Annotated in this window: 16 protein-coding genes and 2 pseudogenes; 7 read left to right on the forward strand and 11 right to left on the reverse strand. The window is 44.9% G+C overall.

The features are described 5' to 3' along the window. Positions 1-285: 285 nt before the first annotated feature. Positions 286-987 carry a phosphoribosylformylglycinamidine synthase subunit PurQ gene (purQ, locus tag QUB08_RS26455; protein WP_333228548.1) on the reverse strand — a complete coding sequence of 234 codons (702 nt, stop codon included), beginning with the start codon at positions 985-987 and terminating at the stop codon, positions 286-288. A gap of 312 nt (positions 988-1,299) precedes the next feature. Further along, positions 1,300-1,584 (reverse strand): phosphoribosylformylglycinamidine synthase subunit PurS, encoded by a 285-nt coding sequence (purS, locus tag QUB08_RS26460; protein ID WP_333228549.1) that lies wholly within the window; start codon positions 1,582-1,584, stop codon positions 1,300-1,302. A 143-nt stretch (positions 1,585-1,727) separates the two neighbouring features. On the opposite strand from purS, the gene QUB08_RS26465 reads away from it, so the two are divergent. Beyond that, positions 1,728-2,120, forward strand: coding sequence for a Fur family transcriptional regulator (locus QUB08_RS26465; protein WP_333042008.1), 393 nt, complete (start codon positions 1,728-1,730; stop codon positions 2,118-2,120). A 145-nt stretch (positions 2,121-2,265) separates the two neighbouring features. Here the strand turns inward: QUB08_RS26465 and QUB08_RS26470 are convergent, their stop codons facing one another. The 3 genes from QUB08_RS26470 to QUB08_RS26480 form a co-directional block, all read right to left on the reverse strand. Continuing rightward, positions 2,266-4,476: a peptidase domain-containing ABC transporter gene (locus tag QUB08_RS26470; protein WP_333228551.1), complete on the reverse strand. Its 2,211-nt coding sequence runs from the start codon at positions 4,474-4,476 to the stop codon at positions 2,266-2,268. Between the two features lie 135 nt (positions 4,477-4,611). Continuing rightward, positions 4,612-4,794 (reverse strand): hypothetical protein, encoded by a 183-nt coding sequence (locus QUB08_RS26475; protein WP_333228553.1) that lies wholly within the window; start codon positions 4,792-4,794, stop codon positions 4,612-4,614. A 169-nt stretch (positions 4,795-4,963) separates the two neighbouring features. Next, positions 4,964-5,191 (reverse strand): secretion protein HlyD, encoded by a 228-nt coding sequence (locus QUB08_RS26480; RefSeq protein WP_333228555.1) that lies wholly within the window; start codon positions 5,189-5,191, stop codon positions 4,964-4,966. 251 nt (positions 5,192-5,442) lie between these two features. Here QUB08_RS26480 and QUB08_RS26485 point away from each other — a divergent pair, with 251 nt between their 5' ends. The 5 genes from QUB08_RS26485 (at position 5,443) to QUB08_RS26505 (ending at position 11,243) form a co-directional block, all read left to right on the forward strand. Next, the gene (locus QUB08_RS26485) at positions 5,443-6,642 is read left to right on the forward strand and encodes an HlyD family efflux transporter periplasmic adaptor subunit (RefSeq protein WP_333228557.1); all 1,200 of its coding nucleotides are present in this window, start codon (positions 5,443-5,445) and stop codon (positions 6,640-6,642) included. A 204-nt stretch (positions 6,643-6,846) separates the two neighbouring features. Then, the gene (trpS, locus tag QUB08_RS26490) at positions 6,847-7,857 is read left to right on the forward strand and encodes a tryptophan--tRNA ligase (RefSeq protein WP_333152469.1); all 1,011 of its coding nucleotides are present in this window, start codon (positions 6,847-6,849) and stop codon (positions 7,855-7,857) included. A 138-nt stretch (positions 7,858-7,995) separates the two neighbouring features. Beyond that, positions 7,996-8,886: a methylenetetrahydrofolate reductase gene (locus tag QUB08_RS26495; protein WP_333228559.1), complete on the forward strand. Its 891-nt coding sequence runs from the start codon at positions 7,996-7,998 to the stop codon at positions 8,884-8,886. A 112-nt stretch (positions 8,887-8,998) separates the two neighbouring features. Further along, positions 8,999-9,595 carry a Uma2 family endonuclease gene (locus QUB08_RS26500; protein WP_333228560.1) on the forward strand — a complete coding sequence of 199 codons (597 nt, stop codon included), beginning with the start codon at positions 8,999-9,001 and terminating at the stop codon, positions 9,593-9,595. Further along, positions 9,588-11,243, forward strand: a complete 1,656-nt coding sequence (locus QUB08_RS26505; RefSeq protein WP_333228562.1) for a mucoidy inhibitor MuiA family protein — start codon at positions 9,588-9,590, stop codon at positions 11,241-11,243. The genes QUB08_RS26500 and QUB08_RS26505 overlap by 8 nt, the downstream gene beginning before the upstream one ends. Positions 11,244-11,340: 97 nt before the next feature. On the opposite strand, the gene QUB08_RS26510 is transcribed toward QUB08_RS26505, so the two are convergent. From QUB08_RS26510 to QUB08_RS26530, 5 genes are all read right to left on the reverse strand, one after another. Next, complete coding sequence (locus QUB08_RS26510) at positions 11,341-12,306, reverse strand: SGNH/GDSL hydrolase family protein (RefSeq protein ID WP_333228564.1); 966 nt, start codon at positions 12,304-12,306, stop codon at positions 11,341-11,343. Between the two features lie 4 nt (positions 12,307-12,310). Next, positions 12,311-12,802: a YajQ family cyclic di-GMP-binding protein gene (locus QUB08_RS26515; RefSeq protein ID WP_333228566.1), complete on the reverse strand. Its 492-nt coding sequence runs from the start codon at positions 12,800-12,802 to the stop codon at positions 12,311-12,313. Positions 12,803-12,904: 102 nt separating this feature from the next. After that, positions 12,905-13,321 carry an MAPEG family protein gene (locus QUB08_RS26520; RefSeq protein WP_333228570.1) on the reverse strand — a complete coding sequence of 139 codons (417 nt, stop codon included), beginning with the start codon at positions 13,319-13,321 and terminating at the stop codon, positions 12,905-12,907. A gap of 15 nt (positions 13,322-13,336) precedes the next feature. Then, positions 13,337-13,840, reverse strand: a complete 504-nt coding sequence (locus QUB08_RS26525; RefSeq protein WP_190744281.1) for a DNA recombination-mediator protein A — start codon at positions 13,838-13,840, stop codon at positions 13,337-13,339. A gap of 278 nt (positions 13,841-14,118) precedes the next feature. Beyond that, positions 14,119-15,216 (reverse strand): phosphotransacetylase family protein, encoded by a 1,098-nt coding sequence (locus tag QUB08_RS26530; RefSeq protein WP_333228568.1) that lies wholly within the window; start codon positions 15,214-15,216, stop codon positions 14,119-14,121. An 887-nt stretch (positions 15,217-16,103) separates the two neighbouring features. On the opposite strand from QUB08_RS26530, the pseudogene QUB08_RS26535 reads away from it, so the two are divergent. Continuing rightward, positions 16,104-17,169: pseudogene (locus QUB08_RS26535) on the forward strand (ISKra4 family transposase). Here the strand turns inward: QUB08_RS26535 and QUB08_RS26540 are convergent. After that, a pseudogene (locus QUB08_RS26540) lies at positions 17,142-18,313 on the reverse strand (ISAs1 family transposase). The pseudogenes QUB08_RS26535 and QUB08_RS26540 overlap by 28 nt on opposite strands. Between the last annotated feature and the right edge of the window lie 84 nt (positions 18,314-18,397).

Here is an 18,397-nt window from a genome sequence, read left to right on the forward strand (position 1 = left end):
TTTAGCATTTTTAATTTTGTAGGGTGCGTCGCTTTAAAGCGAGGCAGAGCCTCTGGATATAGGTTCCCAGCTTCGAGCCTGGGAACCAGTTAAAGCTTGTCAAGAACAGGCATCCTGCCTGTTCCACAGTAATTGGAGATGTCTATTTGTAGATGAATTTAATCTGTTATGGAACAGGCATCTTGCCTGTTGATTTGGGGCGGGCAAGATGCCCACCCCACAAGAAACTTGATGTATGGTGGAACAGGCATCTTGCCTGTTCCTAAAATCAGAGACAAATATCAACTACAAAACAGCAGCAACACTTGCCATCAACAACCCTTGAAACAATTTCACCCCATCAGTTTCGCCCAACATCGGATCGGAAGCTCTCTCAGGATGCGGCATCATTCCTAATACATTGCCTTGGCGATTGCAAATGCCGGCAATATTATTTAACGAACCGTTCGGATTGCCAGCATCGCTAATTTTGCCCGCCGGAGTACAGTAGCGAAACAGGACTTGCTTGTGCTCTTCTAACTCTGCTAATGTATCCGCATCGGCATAATAATTGCCTTCACCGTGGGCGATCGGCAAATCGATGATTTCACCCGTAGTATAAGCCGCAGTCCAACGAGTATTACCGCGCTCAACTTTCAAAGAAGCGCGATCGCAAATAAAATTCAATCCCGCATTCCGCACTAGAGCACCGGGCAACAAACCAGCTTCAGTCAACACCTGAAAACCGTTGCAGATGCCCAATACAAGCTTTCCTTGTTTCGCGTGTTCCGCAGTAGCCCGCATCGCCGGAGAAAAACGGGCGATCGCGCCGCACCGCAAATAATCTCCGTAACTGAAACCACCGGGAATTACAATGATATCAATATCCGCAATATCGGTATCTTCGTGCCAAATCATCCGCGTCGGTTGGTGGAGTAACCCTTGAGTCACCCACACCACATCGCGATCGCAATTTGAACCCGGAAAAACAATAACTCCAAATTTCATAAGCTGAAGGAAGAAGGAAGAAGGAAGAAGGAAGAAGGAAGAAGGAAGAGGGAAGAGGGAAGAGGTGTCAACATAAGACTAAAATCTTATGTTTCTCTCGCTTTTATCTAAGTCTCGATCCCCCTAAATCCCCCTTAAGAAGGGGAGTAGGGGTTGACTTTGAGTCGTTCTAGTTCTTGTGTTTTTAACGAAGACTTTGAATGCTCTTGTCCTCGCGTGTTTAACAGAGACTGTGAACACTCTTGTCCCCCCCTTATTAAGGGGGGTTAGGGGGGATCTCCGAGTTTAAAAACACCCTAGGGGCGATCGCATTTATGCCGCCGCTGTCTCCACAGCAATAGGAATTTCAGTCAAATCAAAGCGATAATTTTCAATCACTGGATTGGCCAAAAGTTGGTCGCAAACGCGATCGAGTTGTTCGCGGGCCTCCGACTCAGCAGCAGCAGTCAGCGTCAATTCAACATACTTCCCGATTCGCACGCCCTCAACATTGTCGTATCCCATGTGTTGCAAGCCAGACTGTACGGCAGTGCCGGCGGGATCTAAAACAGAAGGGCGGAGGGTAACATAGATTTGGGCAAGATATTTCTGAGTCACGGGAATGTTGCGGTAGGTGATGTGAAAGTTAGCCCCATTGTATTCTACAACCGAGCTGCGCGCCGATCGCCATTTGGTTCGCCCAAGTAAGATAGCCTAGAAATAGGGACAGATGTGATTCCAGCAGATTCGAGAAAAAAATTATGAGAACCAACCACACCCGCAGTCAGGAGCGTATTTTACACTTGCTCAAGCACTTGAATCGATCGCTCTCAGCGCAAGATATCTACTTAGAACTGCGTAACAGCGACCAAAGCATGGGCCTAGCAACCGTTTACCGCTCCCTCGACGGTTTAAAGCGAGAGGGGTTCGTTCACGTCAGAACGCTTGCTAGTGGCGAGTCTCTCTACGGTGCAGCCCACCAAGACCAACACCACCTAACTTGTCTGGAATGTGGCGCGTCAATTACGATCGACGAATGCCCCGTCCACCATTTAGAAAGCCAACTACAACAATCTCATTCTTTCAAGATTTATTATCACACTTTGGAGTTTTTCGGATTGTGCGATCGATGTACTTTGGCTCAAGAATCTTAGAGAAGTTATTATTCATGAGTGATATCAATTCCGGTGGCACGAGCGAAATGATTGTTGACTGTTGACTGTTGACTGGGTGTTAAACCGCCGAGGCTGGTTTTGTTTGTGTAACGACAGATTTCAACCTGTCGTTTTATTAACTCGCTCAAGGATGCAAAAACTCTAAATGATCTCCGGGAATCGATCGCAATTTTGCAGCCGACCCTTGCATTTTCAACCTGCCGCGTTCTAACATGATAATCCAATCAGCGCGATCGATCACTCGCGGCCTGTGACTGATAAAAATAGTCGTTTTCCCGTGCCGGTACATCAACAAATTTTCTAAGACTTCCGCTTCGCTTGCGGGGTCAAGCCCTGCGGTAGACTCATCTAAAATCAATACGGGCGGGTTGTTGAGAATTGCGCGGGCGATCGCCAATCTTTGTCTTTGTCCGCCAGAAATATTCGCTCCAAACTCCCCTAAAACAGTTTGATATTTATCCGGCAATTGGCTAATAAATTCATCCGCACCCGCAATTTGGCAGACTTTAACAATCTGTTCAAAGCTGATATCTGGACTGCCCAAACGAAAATTTTCGAGAATGGATCTGCTCCAAAAATGTGCTTCTTGAGGAACCAATACTACCTGCTGTCTGAGACTGTCGAGAGACAAATCCTGCAAGTTGTAACTGCCAATTCTAATATTACCCGATTGCAGCGGGTACAGACCAGCAATTACCTTTGCTAGCGTACTTTTTCCGCAGCCGGAATAGCCGATCAAAGCAATTGCTTGACCGCCGGGAAACGTGACGGAAAAATTTTCCAGCAAGTCAAGTCGGCCGGGGTAGTGAAAACTAACACCCTTGCAAACAATACCGTCGCGATCCTGAATGGTTACGAAAGGTTTATTACTATCGTTTTTCGTTTCCGGTTCAGCGTCGATAACTTCCGAAAGCCGTTGAGTTGCTGTCTGGACGCGAGTCATTTCGTCGCTAAATCCTACTAAGGAATTCACCCAAGTAGTGACATTTTGATTCATGCTGATAAACGCTAGCAATTGACCGATACTCAATACCTTGTCAATCACCAAACCGCTGCCCAACCACAGCAGAGTAATGCTGCCTGCCGAGGCAATAAAACCGGAAAATATATTGTTGAGAATGCCGATTTGCGTAGTGCGGAAAGTGAGCTTTGCTAAGCGGCCGAAGCGGCTTTGAAATTCTTCCCAAAGTTCCTGGGTACTGCTAGTAGTTTTGACAGTCAACGCGCCTTTAAAAGTTTCTACTAAAACGCCTTGAGTTTCGGCTTCCAGCACAAATAAACTGCGCGTTTTTTGCTGCAAGACGGGCAGAAATACCACTGTAGAGGCAGTCATTAACAGAGCTATAGCTGTAGCTGCCAGCGTCAGTTCCTTGCTGTAAAATAACATAAAAACAAAAGAAACTACAGCGATAAAAAATTCACTAGGCAAACTGATAGCGACTTGAGAAACTAATTTATTTATTTCTTGGATATCTTGTAATCTACTGACAATTTCGCCACTGCGTCTGGCTTCGTAAAAACTCAAAGGCAATCGCAGGAATTTTCGCGCAAATTCCATCACCAATCCCAATTCTAAACGCTGGGAAAACTGAGCAATTAAGTTCGACTGTACCAATCCTAAACTGCTGCTAAAAAGGTTCATAACTATAACTGCGATCGCCACACTCGCCAGGAGTTGTCTGTCGCCCCGCACTAGAATGTCGTCGGTGAGCAGTTGAACGAGAAAAGGCGAAGAAATCGACAGCAAACCCAACACCACATTCAGCAAAAATGCTTCCATTAAAATCGGGCGATAAATCCCAATCCGGCGCATCCATTTTTGTAAGGAATTGGCGGGCGGTTGGCCCTCTGCGGCCGCAAAAAACCGCTCCGCATCGGGTTCTACTAGCAAGCACAGCCAATCTGTCCAAGCTGCTGCTAATTCTGCTTTAGAAACATAGCGCATACCGACAGCCGGATCGCCGATCGCATATTTGTCGCCCTGCTTTCCGTACAAAACAACCCAGTGATAACCGCTCCAGTGAATAATTGCCGGTAAAGGCGCTTCCTCAATTTGGTCTAAAATAGCAGCCGCTGCTCGCACGGATCGAGCATTAAAGCCGATCGCCTCAGCACCTTGTTTCAAGCCCAGCAGAGTCGTCCCTTTTTGGCCGGTGCCCGCACATTCTCGCAAGCGGCTAATAGTAAAATTTTGTCCGTAAAATTTCGCGATCGAAGCCAAACAAGCCGCCCCGCAATCTTCTTCGCTCTGCTGGAGAACAACCTGATATTTCTTAAACCTGTTAATTTGTCCGAATAATGGCATTTTGCCGATCAAAGGGATGTTCTTTAACATTTTGCAAAATGAATAATGGTAGAGCATAAAGAAGATTACTCATCACCAACTACCCAATCAGCAAAAAGCACCCATAAAGTTATGGGTGCTTTCTCGATTCCACAGTTATAGATCTGAATTGACTAGCACTAAACTTTAGTAGTAGGCGTAGCGGACTACTCTTCTGTATGAACCGTCGCAATTCCGGCGGTACACGACCCAACTGCGCCGCTGCCGCTGACAATTGTATCGATTGGCATAATAGTGACCGCCGTTGACGCTAGCTGATTCTTCAGGGGTGAGTTCAGCAAACAGTGAATTGTCCTTTGTTTCTTTCATGATTTGACTCGGTTTAAGTTAATAAAATTGAAGGGAAACTAGAAATATTATTTAATTTCTAGAGCCTCGTGTAAATACTGACTAATACTTCTGGTAGTGCTGTGCGGGTTCCGGAATATTACCGATAATTTTTGAAAGTTTACTCGCTCGCACAACTTGACTCAGCTATCTAAACCACTAGAGTTTTGTAAGGGCGATCGCGGCGAGGATCGTACAGATAAAGCTGGCTAGGCTGCGGCAGGAAAAACAGCATATTCAGGCCATAGCTGCTGCTGTTATCCGTCTCGCTGTTGCTTTTAGCACCGCTAACATCGCTGGTAATACTGCCACCGTTGACAGTAGCAGATTCTCCATCGGTTAGTTCGATGAAGAGTGAACCTTCTTGATTTTCTGACATAAATAACTCCTATTAATACCTATGTACTTACTTACTACCTACGCATAAAGGAAAAACCCGGTAACAGTGCCAAAACTCATGGCGGAAATGCCGTATTTTCATGACAGTGGCCCGCTGGCTTCACTCCTCTTGATATTTGGCGAAGTTTGTGGGTGGGAACGGCAAAGCTGTGCGGATTTTTACCTTTACCCTGTGAATTTTGATTTAGACTTCTAAACCTATGCTTGGTTTCCGGAAAGCCGATCGTAAAAGTGACAAAAGAAATCAGCGATCTCTCCCTCCTCCCCAACTCAAAACTCCAACCTCCCAACTATTCCCCTCTCCCCCTTGCCGCCATGTCTCTCACTCCCGAAGCCACACCCCCTGAAACCTTTGATAACGACCAGTTTTTGCCCCCTGTCAGCCGCTGGACAACTTTGGGGGGGATTTTGATGGTGGCGACCTTTGGCGGGGCGATCGCCCTCGCTAGCGTCACCAAATACAGCGCTACAGTCAAAGCAGACGCGATCGTCCGTCCAGCCGGAGAAGTGCGCGTCGTGCAAGCAGCCACCGAAGGAACCGTCGAAAGCATTGCTGTCAGCGAGAATCAGACTATAAAAGCAGGAGATGCGATCGCAGTTGTAGACGCTTCGCGTTTGGGCGCTCAAAAAAAACAGTTACAAGAAATAATTAATCAGTCTCAAACAGCAGCACAGCAAATCAACCAGCAACTGCGCGACTTAGAAAATCAAATTTTGGCCAGCGCCCAATTTAAAACCATCCAAAGTGAAACTTCCGCCCAACAGGAATTAATCGAATCCGCTTTAATAAAATTCGCCACATCGCTGCCAGATGTCGCCGAGAGACTGGGCCGAAGTCGGCGGGTTTTGCTCGTCAAGCAATCGTCCATTCAACAACAATTGATTCAAGCTAAAAAAGAACTAAATCAAATTGACTTAAAACTAGAAAATAGCGTGATCCGCGCCCCCGCTGATGGTACAATTCTCAGATTGGAAGTACGAAATACTGGTCAAACCGTACAAGCCGGCAGTGCGATCGCCCAAATCGTCCCCAGCGACGTACCCCTGGTAGTCAAAGCCAAGGTGACATCCCAAGACATCGCCCGCATCCAAATCGGCCAACCCGTACAGATCAGGATTTCGGCTTTGCCTTTCCCCGATTACGGCACATTAAAAGGAACTGTCAGCGAAATCGCCCCAGATGCGATCGCCACTCAAAATCCCACTAATAATTTAGGTACAGCTTATTACGAAGTGGCAATTAAGCCCGAACAAACTTATTTAACCAAACTCCAATCCGCCAACGGCCAATTCTTCGGAAACTCCCAGGCTAATGTCCCCCCCCAGTATTCGATTCAATCGGGAATGGAGGGCAGAGCCGATATTATTACCGGCGAAGAAACTGTTCTGACATTTGTTTTGCGGAAAGCAAGGTTGCTGACAGATTGGTAATTAGTCAGTTGTGAGTTGTCAGTTGTTAGTTGTTAGTTGTCAGTTGTCAGTTGTCAGTTGTCAGCAGTCAACAGTCAGTAGTCAACAGTCAACAGTCAGCAGTCAACAGTCAGCAGTCAACAGTCAACCGCCAGAAAATTAGAGGCGCTGAAATTGAAATAACGTGTCAATATAGAAATGTGAATTCAATTCTATTCTTTCCTCATGGGCAAACAGCGCGTTCTTTCTGGAGTTCAGCCAACCGGCAATCTTCACCTCGGCAATTATCTCGGTGCCATTCGCAACTGGGTAGAAAATCAAAGTCAGTACGAAAATTACTTCTGCGTAGTCGATTTGCACGCAATTACCGCACCGCACAATCCAGCAACTCTAGCCTCCGACACTTACACGATCGCGGCACTGTATTTAGCTTGCGGCATCGATTTAGAATATTCTACTATTTTCGTGCAATCCCACGTCTCGGCGCACACAGAACTAGCATGGCTGCTCAACTGTATTACGCCGATTAACTGGCTCGAAGATATGATTCAGTTTAAAGAAAAAGCAGTTAAACAAGGTGAAAATGTCAACGCCGGTTTGCTAAATTATCCGGTGTTAATGGCAGCAGACATTTTGCTTTACGATGCCGACAAAGTGCCAGTGGGAGAAGACCAAAAACAGCATTTGGAACTCACCCGCGATATTGTCATCAGATTAAATCACCAATTCGGCACACCCGAAAAGCCAGTATTGAAACTTCCCGAACCCTTAATTCGGACTGACGGTGCGAGGGTGATGAGTTTGACTGATGGCACGCGCAAAATGTCGAAATCTGACCCTTCCGAACAAAGTCGAATTAATTTATTGGATTCGCCAGATACGATCGCCAAAAAAATCAAGCGCTGCAAAACAGATGCCGTGCGGGGTTTGACTTTTGACGACCCCGATCGCCCCGAAGCTAGAAATTTGCTGACACTTTATCTCCTGCTTTCCGGCAAATCTAAGGAAGAAGTAGCCACAGAGTGTGAAAACATGGGTTGGGGAGATTTTAAACCCTTGCTGACAGAGACGACAATTAATGCCCTCAAACCAATTCAGGATAAATACAAGGAAATAATGGACGATCCGGGATATTTAGAGTCTGTACTACGTCGTGGAAGAGAACAAGCAGAAGCGATTGCTAACCAAACTCTAACTAAGGTTAAGACAGCTTTCGGTTATTCTTTACCTGTTTAGTTGTTAGTTGTTAGTTGTTATTGGTTACTGGTTAAGAATAACAACTGCCAACTGTCAACTAACAACTGTCAACTGTCAACTGTCAACTAACAACTGTCAACTGTCAAATAACAAATAACCAATAACAGACAAATAATCATGAACCGTTTTCGCACAGCCTGCACCACCCCCGGAGAATTTATAATTACCGCCGAAGTTGCCCCACCAAAAGGCGGCGACATGACTCACACAATTCAAATGGCTGAACGCCTTAAAAATAGAGTTCACGCCATTAATATCACCGACGGGAGTCGCGCTGTGTTGCGAATGTGCCCCCTAGCAGTTTCGGCGATTTTAGTGCAGCACGGAATTGAGCCAATTTGTCAAGTTGCTTGTCGCGATCGCAATCAAATTGGTCTGCAAGCCGATCTCATGGGAGCCCACGCTTTAGGCATTCGCAATGTATTAGCACTTACAGGCGATCCCGTCAAAGCGGGCGACCATCCTAAAGCAAAAAGTGTATTCGACTTGGAATCAGTGCGACTGTTACAAGTCATTCAAAAAATGAATGGCGGCAAAGACTGGAATGACAAACCTTTAACAGACGGATTTACCGATTTATTTGTCGGTGCTGCCGTCGATCCGCAATGCCCCAGTTGGTCGGGTTTGCAAAGCCGATTTGAGAAAAAAGTAGAGGCTGGAGCACAGTTTTTTCAGAGTCAATTAATTACAGATTTTGAAATTTTGGATAAGTTCATGCACCACGTTGCTGCAGGCTGCAACAAGCCAGTTTTAGCAGGAATATTTTTGTTTAAATCAGCTAAAAATGCTGAATTCATTAAAAAATACGTGCCGGGAGTTCACATCCCACAAGAGACGATCGATCGTTTAGCAAAAGCTCCAGAACCCTTGCAGGAAGGCATAAAAATTGCTGCTGAACAAGTCAAGCTAGCGCGGCAGATTTGTCAAGGAGTTCACATGATGGCCGTCAAACGAGAAGATTTAATTCCTCAAATTTTGGATTTGGCAGGAATCGCGCCACTGAGCTAACATTAAACCGTAGGGGCTGGCTTTACAAATCATCAATGTCTAAAACTAATGATGTCGTAAACCCGCCCTCCCCGCGCCCTAAGCTACCATTTTGAACATCAATAGGACAGTCATGGTTCAAACTGTAGACAATCCAACAACTTCTCCCGCAGTCGAACAACGTTTCACTTGCCGCGGTTTGACATGGCATCAATTCAAGGCTATTCAAGCTAGTTTTGAGGATGTGCCGGGAGTGCGGTTATTTTACTGTGAAGGAGTATTAGAAATTGTGGGAATTAGTAAACCTCATGAGGCGGTTCAATCCATAATTGCAGGATTGCTTTTGCTCTACTTTGAAGTAAAGGAAGTTGAGTTTTTTCCCAGTGGCAGTTATAGCCAGATAATTGAAGGTGTTGTCGAATATCAGTCAGATTTGTCTTATTGTTGCGGGACAGATAAGGATGTTCCTGACTTGTGCATTGAGGTGGTGATTACTAGCGGCAGTCCGATTAAACTTCAGAAATATCGGCTGATGGGTGTGCCTGAAGTATGGTTTTGGGAAGACGGAACGCTGCAACTTTACCGCTTCCGAGAGCAGGGTTATGAGCCGATTGCTAGCAGCGAATTCCTGCCAGAATTAGACTTATCTTTGTTGAAGCGTTGCATTTTATTTGCGTCGCCATTGGAAGCACTAAAAGAGTTTCGTAAAGGCATTAGTAGCAATGACTGATTCGTATTTACTCAATCAGGATAATATCAAAACACTGGATACTCGCATCTGTGAAGTTACAGTTTACACCGATCGCGCTTTGGTGACGCGCCGCGGTACAGTCGCTTTGACGGGAAACGAGCGAGAATTGGCGATCGTCTCTCTCCCCACAACCCTGGAACCAGAGTCAGTAAGGGCTACGGGTGCGGGTACAGTTGCTGTGCGATTGCTGGGAGTGCGCTGCCACAGAGTGTTTAGCAGCGAACCAGTGGGCGATCGCACTGCCGAATTAACCCAACAAATTAAGGAGTTACAAACCCAAAGACGGGGAATTAACGACAAAATAACCGCCCGAAAAATTCAGCTCCAATTTGTGGAAGGTTTGAGCGAAAAAAGCGTCGGTTTCTTTTCCAGCAGCATCGCCAAACAGCAGGTAGGTTTAAATGAAACAGGCGAATTGCTCAACTTTTTAGGAACTAATTACCTAAAATATGTAAGTGCGATCGCCCAACACGAAAAACAGCAGCAAGAATTAGACAAGCAAATAGAAGCTTTGAACCAGCAGTTGGGGCAAGTAAAAACTCCCCATTCCGAGCAAAGCTTTAACATCATTGTTGCCATAGAACCCAGCGGCAGTGGCAATTTTGAACTAGAAGTTTCCTATGTAGTCATGCGAGCCCGTTGGACTCCCTTTTACGACTTGCGAGTCAACACTACCAACAACCAAATTAATCTCAATTACCTAGCCGAAGTCAATCAAAATACAGGCGAAGATTGGACGGGAGTAGCGCTGACTTTATCTACAGCAAAACCCGGAATGGGAACTTTGCCCCCAAAACTAGAACCCTGGTTTATCGATACTTTACACTCTACAGTCAAATACCGAAATACTGAGTCAATAGCGCGCTCTAGTCAAATTTTATCAGATGCTGATGGAGATGTGGTAGACGTATTTGAAGGGGGGATGCGCTTTGGCTCTGCAGGCGCTACACCCGACACAGCCTCCCAACCCAGGGAAGCTGAAACAGCCACAGCCAAAGTATCCAGAGAAGGAGGCACCGTCTCATTTCAAGTAGGGGGAAATACCAAGATTCCCAGCGACGGTACACCGCACAAAGTGATGGTTTTCAGAGAAAATTATCCGTTTAAACCGGAATATATAGCCGTCCCGCGATTAGTCAGTTTTGCCTATTTGCAAGCAGTTGTTGTCAATCCGCTGACAGGTGCTACTCTGCTTCCTGGTAAAGCAAATATCTTTCGCGACAACACTTTTGTCGGCACTGTGCAGTTAGAAAATGTTTCCCCCGGCCAAGAATATAAAGTTAATTTAGGAATAGATGAACGGTTAAAAATAGAGCGGGCATTAGTGGAAAGACAAGTAGATAAAAAACTGATCGGCCAGCAGCGGCGCATGAGTTACGCTTATCGCTTAAATGTGACTAACCTGCAGCAGGTGCAGGTACACCTGACACTACACGAGCAATTGCCAGTCAGCCGGAATGAACAAATTAAAGTGCGATCGACTCTCACTAATCCGAAGATAGTAGCAGGTGAAATGGGACTCCTAGAATGGATAATGTCTCTGCCGCCACAAGCAAAGCAAGAGTTATATTACCAGTTTGTTGTCGAACATCCTCCTGACTTAACAGTCACGGGTTTAGATATTTAATACCAATCAGTTGTCAGTTGTCAGTTGCCAGTTCTCAGGAATTACATCTTCCTTCTTCCGACGGACATCGGGCTTCTTCCTTCGGCTATAAAGCAGCTTATTTCTTCCCGCCACACGCCACCAATTTTTTCTGTATACACAACTGTTGAAACAGTAAATCTGCTATTGATTCATAAGCTGGGGCTGTGGGGTGTACGCCATCCCGAAAATAACTTTCTACCCTCGTTTTCGGCAATTTTGACCAGGCTGCATGAGTGTCTATGACTGGAATTTTTAAAGCTTTTAGCCGATCGACAAACTCGGATTTAAACTTCGGCTGAGTCGGTACGGGCAGTAAATCCGCTCGATCGCAAGTATACAACACAAACAACGGAATATTCTTAGCTCGCACCACAGCAACTATTTGCTCAAATCGCTGCATATTTTCCCTAAACTTTTGTGATTCCGACACCGGCACTCCCGCCGCCGGAGAATTCGATACAAAAACACTTGACAATTCGGGCATAACGTGTCTTTGAAACACTTCTTGAATTGCCAATAACGGTTTGCGATTCGGCATCAGCGGGTCATTTCCCACCCCCGCGCTGCTGCTTGGAGGTTGTAGCAAATCGTGAGTACCAATTTGCAAAATCACAGCATCGCTTTCAAAAGTGCCAAACTTGCGAATATATCCCAATTGATTGCCAATTCCCCAAGAACCCGCAGAAGCATTCAGCACCTCAACTTGCTTTTTTATGCCCAACAAACGCGCTTCCAACAATTCTGGAATAGTTTCTTTCTGATCGGTAGTATTATTACCGTTAAGAACCGAATCTCCTATCATCAAAATTCTGAGAGTACCTTCAGGCTTTGCTGAATCGATTTGTTCAGAACGCTGAGAAAATTGATTGTACTCAAGTCTATTGCCAAAGCGATATACAAGTTGATTTGGTGCAAATATATAGCCAGCATTCGCATCCGCTTGCAGCAAGGCAGGATTTCCGAATCCGAGTAAGCGCAAGGCAAGTTCTATCGCACTCAAAGATGCGATCGCACAACCGGGAATCCAATACTTAGCTTTCAAAAATTCACCTGTAATTGGTAAACTGCAAAGCCACGGGATACTCTTCTTGCTTCAAGCGTTGAATCACCAACTGCAAATCATCCTTATCCTTAGCAGACACCCGCACTGCATCTCCTTGAATCGAACCTTGAATCTTCTTAAATTCATCGCGAATCAATTTAGTAATCTGTTTCGCGATTTCCTGAGTGAGCCCTTTTTTAAGTTTAATTTCTTGACGGATGCGACTGCCGCTAGCAGGCTCAGCTTTGCCGTAATCAAAAATTTTCAAAGATAAATTCCGCTTGGCGGCTTTAGTTTGCAAAACAGTGTGAATCGCATCGAGAGTGAATTCGCTGTCCGTATTGACAGTTATGGATTCTGCGCCCAATTCCACGGTAGTTTTGGTATCTTTCAAGTCGTACCGGCTTTGAATTTCCCGGACTGTTTGGTCAACAGCATTAACTAATTCTTGCCGATCGAACTCGCTGACAATATCAAATGAATAACTAGCAGCCATAAATTAGTAATTGGTAATGGGTAGTTTGTAATTGGTAATTAGTCATTAATTAAGCATCTCTTAACTAATGACTAATGACTAAGAACCAGTGACTAATAACAATTAGCCATTAACAGCTCTCAAACTGAAATAGAATAAAGAAACAGTGCAAGAAGAACTAATCGCAAACATGAGCGATCGCCCCAGCGGCACATTGAGAATATAGAAAACCGAAAACAACAACCGGGCGATCGTAAAAGCGATCGCAGCCCAACCCGCCGGTTCGGAATCTACCCCCGTCACAAAAGCCATCAAAGCCGCCGCTGAAAACAGCATAAACGTCTCAAACGAATTTTGGTGAGCCCAAGTTGCCCGCTGAGCGTAACCAGGCAACCTCTCAAACATAGCGCGGGGGGCTGCTTGATCGTAGCCTAGCTGCAAGCGGGCGAACGCAACCACCAAAAACGGTGCGTAAACCAGCGCAGCCGCAGCAGCAATACAATCAAGCAGAATAACCGACACAGGCAATCCCAACAGCATCATCCGCCTCGCAGTTCAATCAAAATAGAACAGAGTAACCACCTTGCGCTGTTCCTCCGCATCCTGGCAAGTTTTCAGCAAAGTGTGGCTTTCGTGAAAAGCAAAACATATCAGTTGCTGGCAGCGAGAAATAATCTCCTGATTGCACATGGCGCTTGCTTCCGGGAGAGACAAGCTATCATTTTTGGGATTTTCTACCAAATGTATCACTTGTTCGAGTTGGTCGCGAGACTCCCGAGGCTGGCGACTCATGCTTTGTGGCAAAATCACCGTCAGCAGATTAGGATCTGCTCGCATTGCCCCCCGAATTGCGGCTGAATTGGTGCCTGTAGCGCCAGAAGTGATGAGCTGATTGCCTCCCAGAACTATGGCGTAGCTCAGCATCTCAATTAGCTGCTGGTGGGTAATAGGAACGTGGCGAGAACCCAAAAGAGCAATCCGCTTGGAGCCGGTTTGCTGGATCGCCGCAAGTTCTTGTAAAAAATCATCTACTCTGGGTAGCTCAATTGATTGACTCAAAGAATTTATTAAATTAAATAAAACTACGTTGTGGATTTTAGCAGACTCACTAGCCATTGCCGCCAAAAAGAAGTTAAGAATTGCTGATTGACGGGCTCAGACTAGAGGATATGGAGATTTGAGTTCGCCTGAAGGCAGAATGTCTCAAGACATTCGGCAGCCGGAGCTCAAGGTAGAATTCAAGAAAAATTGAGAATTTAAGAATTTTAGCTTTTTATTTATTTAAACAAAAAGTTCTCTCTGCCGAATACCTTCTTCCCTCAGCTCCGGCTGTGTTATTAATGGACTCGATCGCTCAGGCCCAAGGATGCCATCATGCCATCAAGGTCAAAATGTTCTGCCATTAGCTGAGTAACGCATTCCACCTTGATCGGTTCGTGCAGGCGCACGCTGCCAAAGGTGCTGTCGATAATTTCTACCGTGGTTAAGGTATCCAAATCAACAGACAAAACCGGAATTTCCATTTCTTCTGCCCTGCCGATCACTAGGGGAGAAGGAGGCAAGTGGCCTGTCAAAATTAAGCACTGAGTCGAGCTCTCCAGAGCAGCTAGCTGAATGTCCGTGCGATCGCCCCCCGTTACCACCGCCATATTTCTCGCTTTGCGGAAATACTTCAGAGCCGAACTAACATTCATCGCGCCAATTGTCAAGGTTTCCACCATCAAGTCCAAACGGTCTCGACGGCAGAGCACATCAGCTTTCAATTGGTGCACCAATTCTTTGACACTGACACTTCGCAGCAAAGCACTTCTCGGCAGCATTCCCAAAACTGGAATACCCGCCGCCTCCAGAAAAGGCCGCACAGTCGCCGTTACGGATTCGAGTTTGTCCGAGGGAACGTCGTTGAGTACCACGCCCAGCAACCGCGAACCCAAACGCTGTTTAGCAGACAGCAAATCGTCTACATACAGATCGATCGGGCGGGCTATCAACAGCACAGAGGCATCAATTGCCTCAGCGACTTGAGCCAAAGACAAGTCAAACAGACTGCCTTCCTCCAAATTAGCTGGGCCTTCTAACAGCACCAAGTCTCCGCTGGGAGCTTGCAAATATTGCGCTAAAGACTGGCGGTAATCTGTCTTGTCTTCTCCCCGCAAACGCTTGTGAACCGTCTCTTCATCCAAATACAGCAGTGTTGACGGCATCTGACTTTCTGAGAGATTCAGCGTCTCTACCGCGAACCGCACGTCTTCGTCCTCTATCCCAGCTCCTGGCGAGCTGAAACAGGTTCCCAGAGGTTTGCCGTAGGCGACGGCCAGTCCTTTTCCCCGGAGTCCGAGTGCCATCCCTAGGGCGATGGCAGACTTGCCACTGTAAGCTTTTGTGGAACCGATCAGCAAATATTTAGTCAATTTGGGTACGCCTTCAATCCTCAATTTGCACCTGTCTATTTCAATAAATTTAGTTTTTTCTACAGTATTTCTGAACTGCGACTCAATTAGGCAATACTATTATACTCGATTTTGTCGCTTTTGGGCAGATTGTTTTTTGGCGAAAAATTTTTATTTACCTGTTCGCAACCATTTTCTTCCCATTCTTTTTACTTGATTTTGGCAAACCAGTTTTTAAATTGTTTGTTTTACCAGCAGTTTTTGATAATTATTTATCGCCGAGGATTCCTTTAAAAAACGATTTTAATTATAAGTTTTTAGTCATTTTTATTGCTATAGTTATATATTAATACCGACTTTTATTAAATCAATATAACAGGGTATAAGTGGTAATTTGACTAGGAATAACCTATTAATAGGGCTTGGTGCAGTTTTTGTTGGGTATATACCAATCCTCGCATCATTTGTGAATTTCTTACCCACTCCGCTTCGTAAGGGGAGGGTTGGGGTGGGGTAAAAAAAATACGACTCATTTAGGATTGTTATAATACAGGTATTTTGTAGGAATCAAGCCCAGGGGGAACGCATCTTATTGAACACTGTTCATCAGTGGTGAGTATATTTTGAGATAAATTCACCATTCTTAGAAGCTACCGACACGCTTTGTAATGACTTTTTAGATAAAATAGGAACTGATTAATGGTGGTTTTTACTCCCTGCTAATTTTGAGACAATAAAAATATTACAACCACTGTTTACAAGTTGTATAATAGTTATTGATGAGTTATTCGTGAGAATTTAGTTAACTGCAACAGCGAGAATCTCAAGGAGAATAGTCAGGGAGCATCCCGGTTTTGTAAAAGTGCTATCTAGAGAGGATAATAGGTAGAGCGTCAACAGAAGCGTGAACTGCATTTGTAGGAGGAGTGGCTATGACCCCTGAACAGAAGGAGCGTTTAAAAGCTTGTGCTGCTGAGATTGCCGAGATTATGTACACAAATACTCCGGTCTCAGAATTATCAAGTCTGGAAACAATCGAAAAGCATATTCGAGAGCAATGGCTAGAATTAGTCGGGCCGGAGGTTGGTTTTTTTTTATCAAACAGGCAACAGGAACAGAATCAGGACGGTCTCGCACAGTAAAAAGTTGCATTGGTAAACTAATAATTACTGAAAAACAAGCCGAAAAATTGGGAGTGAAAAAATCTACTCGTTTAGCTCCATTATTTGAAAAATGCTGCCTCCGTCAGGTGGCTAATCTCTCTTATGAGAAAGCTGAGAGTGAAATAGAAGCCCAGACGGGAGTGCATATAGGTCACACTTGTTTACACCGATTAGTGGAAAAGCAAGAATGGGCGTCCAGAATAGCTACTTCGGAGGTAAAGGAAACCAGTGTGGATGGGGGGAAAGTCCGTCTCAGAAAAGAAGAGGGAGAGGGCACTCACTGGCTTGAATACAAGGCTGTGCGACTGCACGACAGTTATTACGGGGCATTTTTTCTTGACAATCAAGCGTTAATTAATTATGTGAACAGTCAGCCTTTATCAGAGCTACTAACCTGTTTGGGAGATCGCCCCGTGATGGCATTTGGAATATTATTGTCCAGTTGAATCCTGACGGGACGCGGCGGGAAATTTTAGATTGGTATCACTTAGTTGAAAATCTCTGTAAGGTGGGTGGGTCGTTGAAGCGTCTGGCGCAGGGTAAGGAGTTTCTGTGGCAAGGACGAGTCGAGGAAACCATCAATTTATTTAAGTCTTGCCGTCAAAAACAAGCCCAGAACTTTTGTGCTTATTTGGAGAAGCATCGCCGACGGATTGTTAACTACGAGCAATTGTCAACACAAAAGGTTTGTTCCATCGGTTCCGGAGCTGTAGAGTCGGCAGTAAAACAAATTGATAGAAGGTTAAAAATTTCAGGAGCGCAGTGGTTGATGAAAAATGTTAATCAAATGCTTAAGCTTCGGTGCGCCTACCTTAACGGATCAATATCCGTTTGATGCTCAAAAGCGCAAAACCGGGATGCTCCCGAATAGTCATCATCCCACCCGGCTCGAAGTCGCTTATTTCTGGCTCCGGTTTTTGAGGTTTTTTCTTGATTCAAAAGATTAAGCGAGATGTGTCTAATCATAGCAAAGTTTTGCGGAGCATTATCTTTTCTAATTCGACAATCATCTTCACGAAAACCCACATCTAATACCCAATGTAAAGAATTTTCAATTCCCCAATGGCTGCGGACTAATTCACCAAATTTTTGAGCATTATTTGGTAAACTACTCATATAATAACGAGTTTCAATAGTTGTTTTTCCCTTCACTATTCTCACGGATTATATCAGACCTATACTATGAAGCTTCTCCCATTGATTATCGGGATCAATCTGCTCTTTGATGTCACTTAATATGGTTGTAATGTCGGATTTATGAGCGACCATGATTTTTATCTTTTTGGGTTAAATAAGCTGTATGTGTAGAGCCAGAAAATCCTTGTATAATTGCTTGTTTAAACAACTCTTCTACTCTGGCATACAGGGATAGTTTGTTCTTTTTTAAGGTGATTACGTAATCTCATCCTTGTTCGACAATTGACTTCACAATTGACCTTTGACAGCCCATCGCATCAATGGTGACAATGCTTCCACTTAATTCTAATACTTTGAGTAAAGCCGGAATTGCTGTGATTTCATTGGATTTTTTATCAACCTTAACTTGTCCTAAAACTAATCTTTGACTGGTCGCCCAAGCACTGACCATATGAATCGCTTTTTTGTCTCCTCCCCGATCGTAAGAATGGCGAAGATTTTTGCCATCAATTGCGATTACTTCTCCTGGATTGAAGCAGCTAATAGATTGAATCCAACTCAAAAAACATTTCTGAAATTGCTCAGGTTTGAGGCGAGAAAATACTCGCGCAATTGTGTCATGCGAAGGGATGCCATTCGGCAATTCTAAAATTGTCTTTAACCATTCGTATTTAGCACGCCCGTAACTTTCGATATCCACCCATGTCTCAGCACCGCAAATCACGGCACAAATTGAGAGGGTGATAATATCAATTAATTGATGATGTGCAAGTTCGCTCAATTCGGGGATCTTCTAAGTCGGAAAAATGGTCGGCAATCGTGATTTTAGGTTTAAGTTTCATAATGGTAAGGAATGAAAATTTAATAACTTCACCATCTACTCAATTGTCGGAACTGCACGGTAGTTCCATTTTGGCAAATATTCA

This window comes from Microcoleus sp. BR0-C5 (assembly GCF_036705045.1).
GTDB lineage: Bacteria > Cyanobacteriota > Cyanobacteriia > Cyanobacteriales > Microcoleaceae > Microcoleus.

Bases quoted from the DNA above. Each gene is read 5' to 3' on its own strand.
- purQ (WP_333228548.1), bottom strand. From the start codon at position 987: ATGAAATTTGGAGTTATTGTTTTTCCGGGTTCAAATTGCGATCGCGAT.
- QUB08_RS26465 (WP_333042008.1), top strand. From the start codon at position 1,728: ATGAGAACCAACCACACCCGCAGTCAGGAGCGTATTTTACACTTGCTC.
- QUB08_RS26470 (WP_333228551.1), bottom strand. From the start codon at position 4,476: ATGTTAAAGAACATCCCTTTGATCGGCAAAATGCCATTATTCGGACAA.
- QUB08_RS26475 (WP_333228553.1), bottom strand. From the start codon at position 4,794: ATGAAAGAAACAAAGGACAATTCACTGTTTGCTGAACTCACCCCTGAA.
- QUB08_RS26480 (WP_333228555.1), bottom strand. From the start codon at position 5,191: ATGTCAGAAAATCAAGAAGGTTCACTCTTCATCGAACTAACCGATGGA.
- trpS (WP_333152469.1), top strand. From the start codon at position 6,847: ATGGGCAAACAGCGCGTTCTTTCTGGAGTTCAGCCAACCGGCAATCTT.
- QUB08_RS26495 (WP_333228559.1), top strand. From the start codon at position 7,996: ATGAACCGTTTTCGCACAGCCTGCACCACCCCCGGAGAATTTATAATT.
- QUB08_RS26500 (WP_333228560.1), top strand. From the start codon at position 8,999: ATGGTTCAAACTGTAGACAATCCAACAACTTCTCCCGCAGTCGAACAA.
- QUB08_RS26505 (WP_333228562.1), top strand. From the start codon at position 9,588: ATGACTGATTCGTATTTACTCAATCAGGATAATATCAAAACACTGGAT.
- QUB08_RS26515 (WP_333228566.1), bottom strand. From the start codon at position 12,802: ATGGCTGCTAGTTATTCATTTGATATTGTCAGCGAGTTCGATCGGCAA.
- QUB08_RS26520 (WP_333228570.1), bottom strand. From the start codon at position 13,321: ATGCTGTTGGGATTGCCTGTGTCGGTTATTCTGCTTGATTGTATTGCT.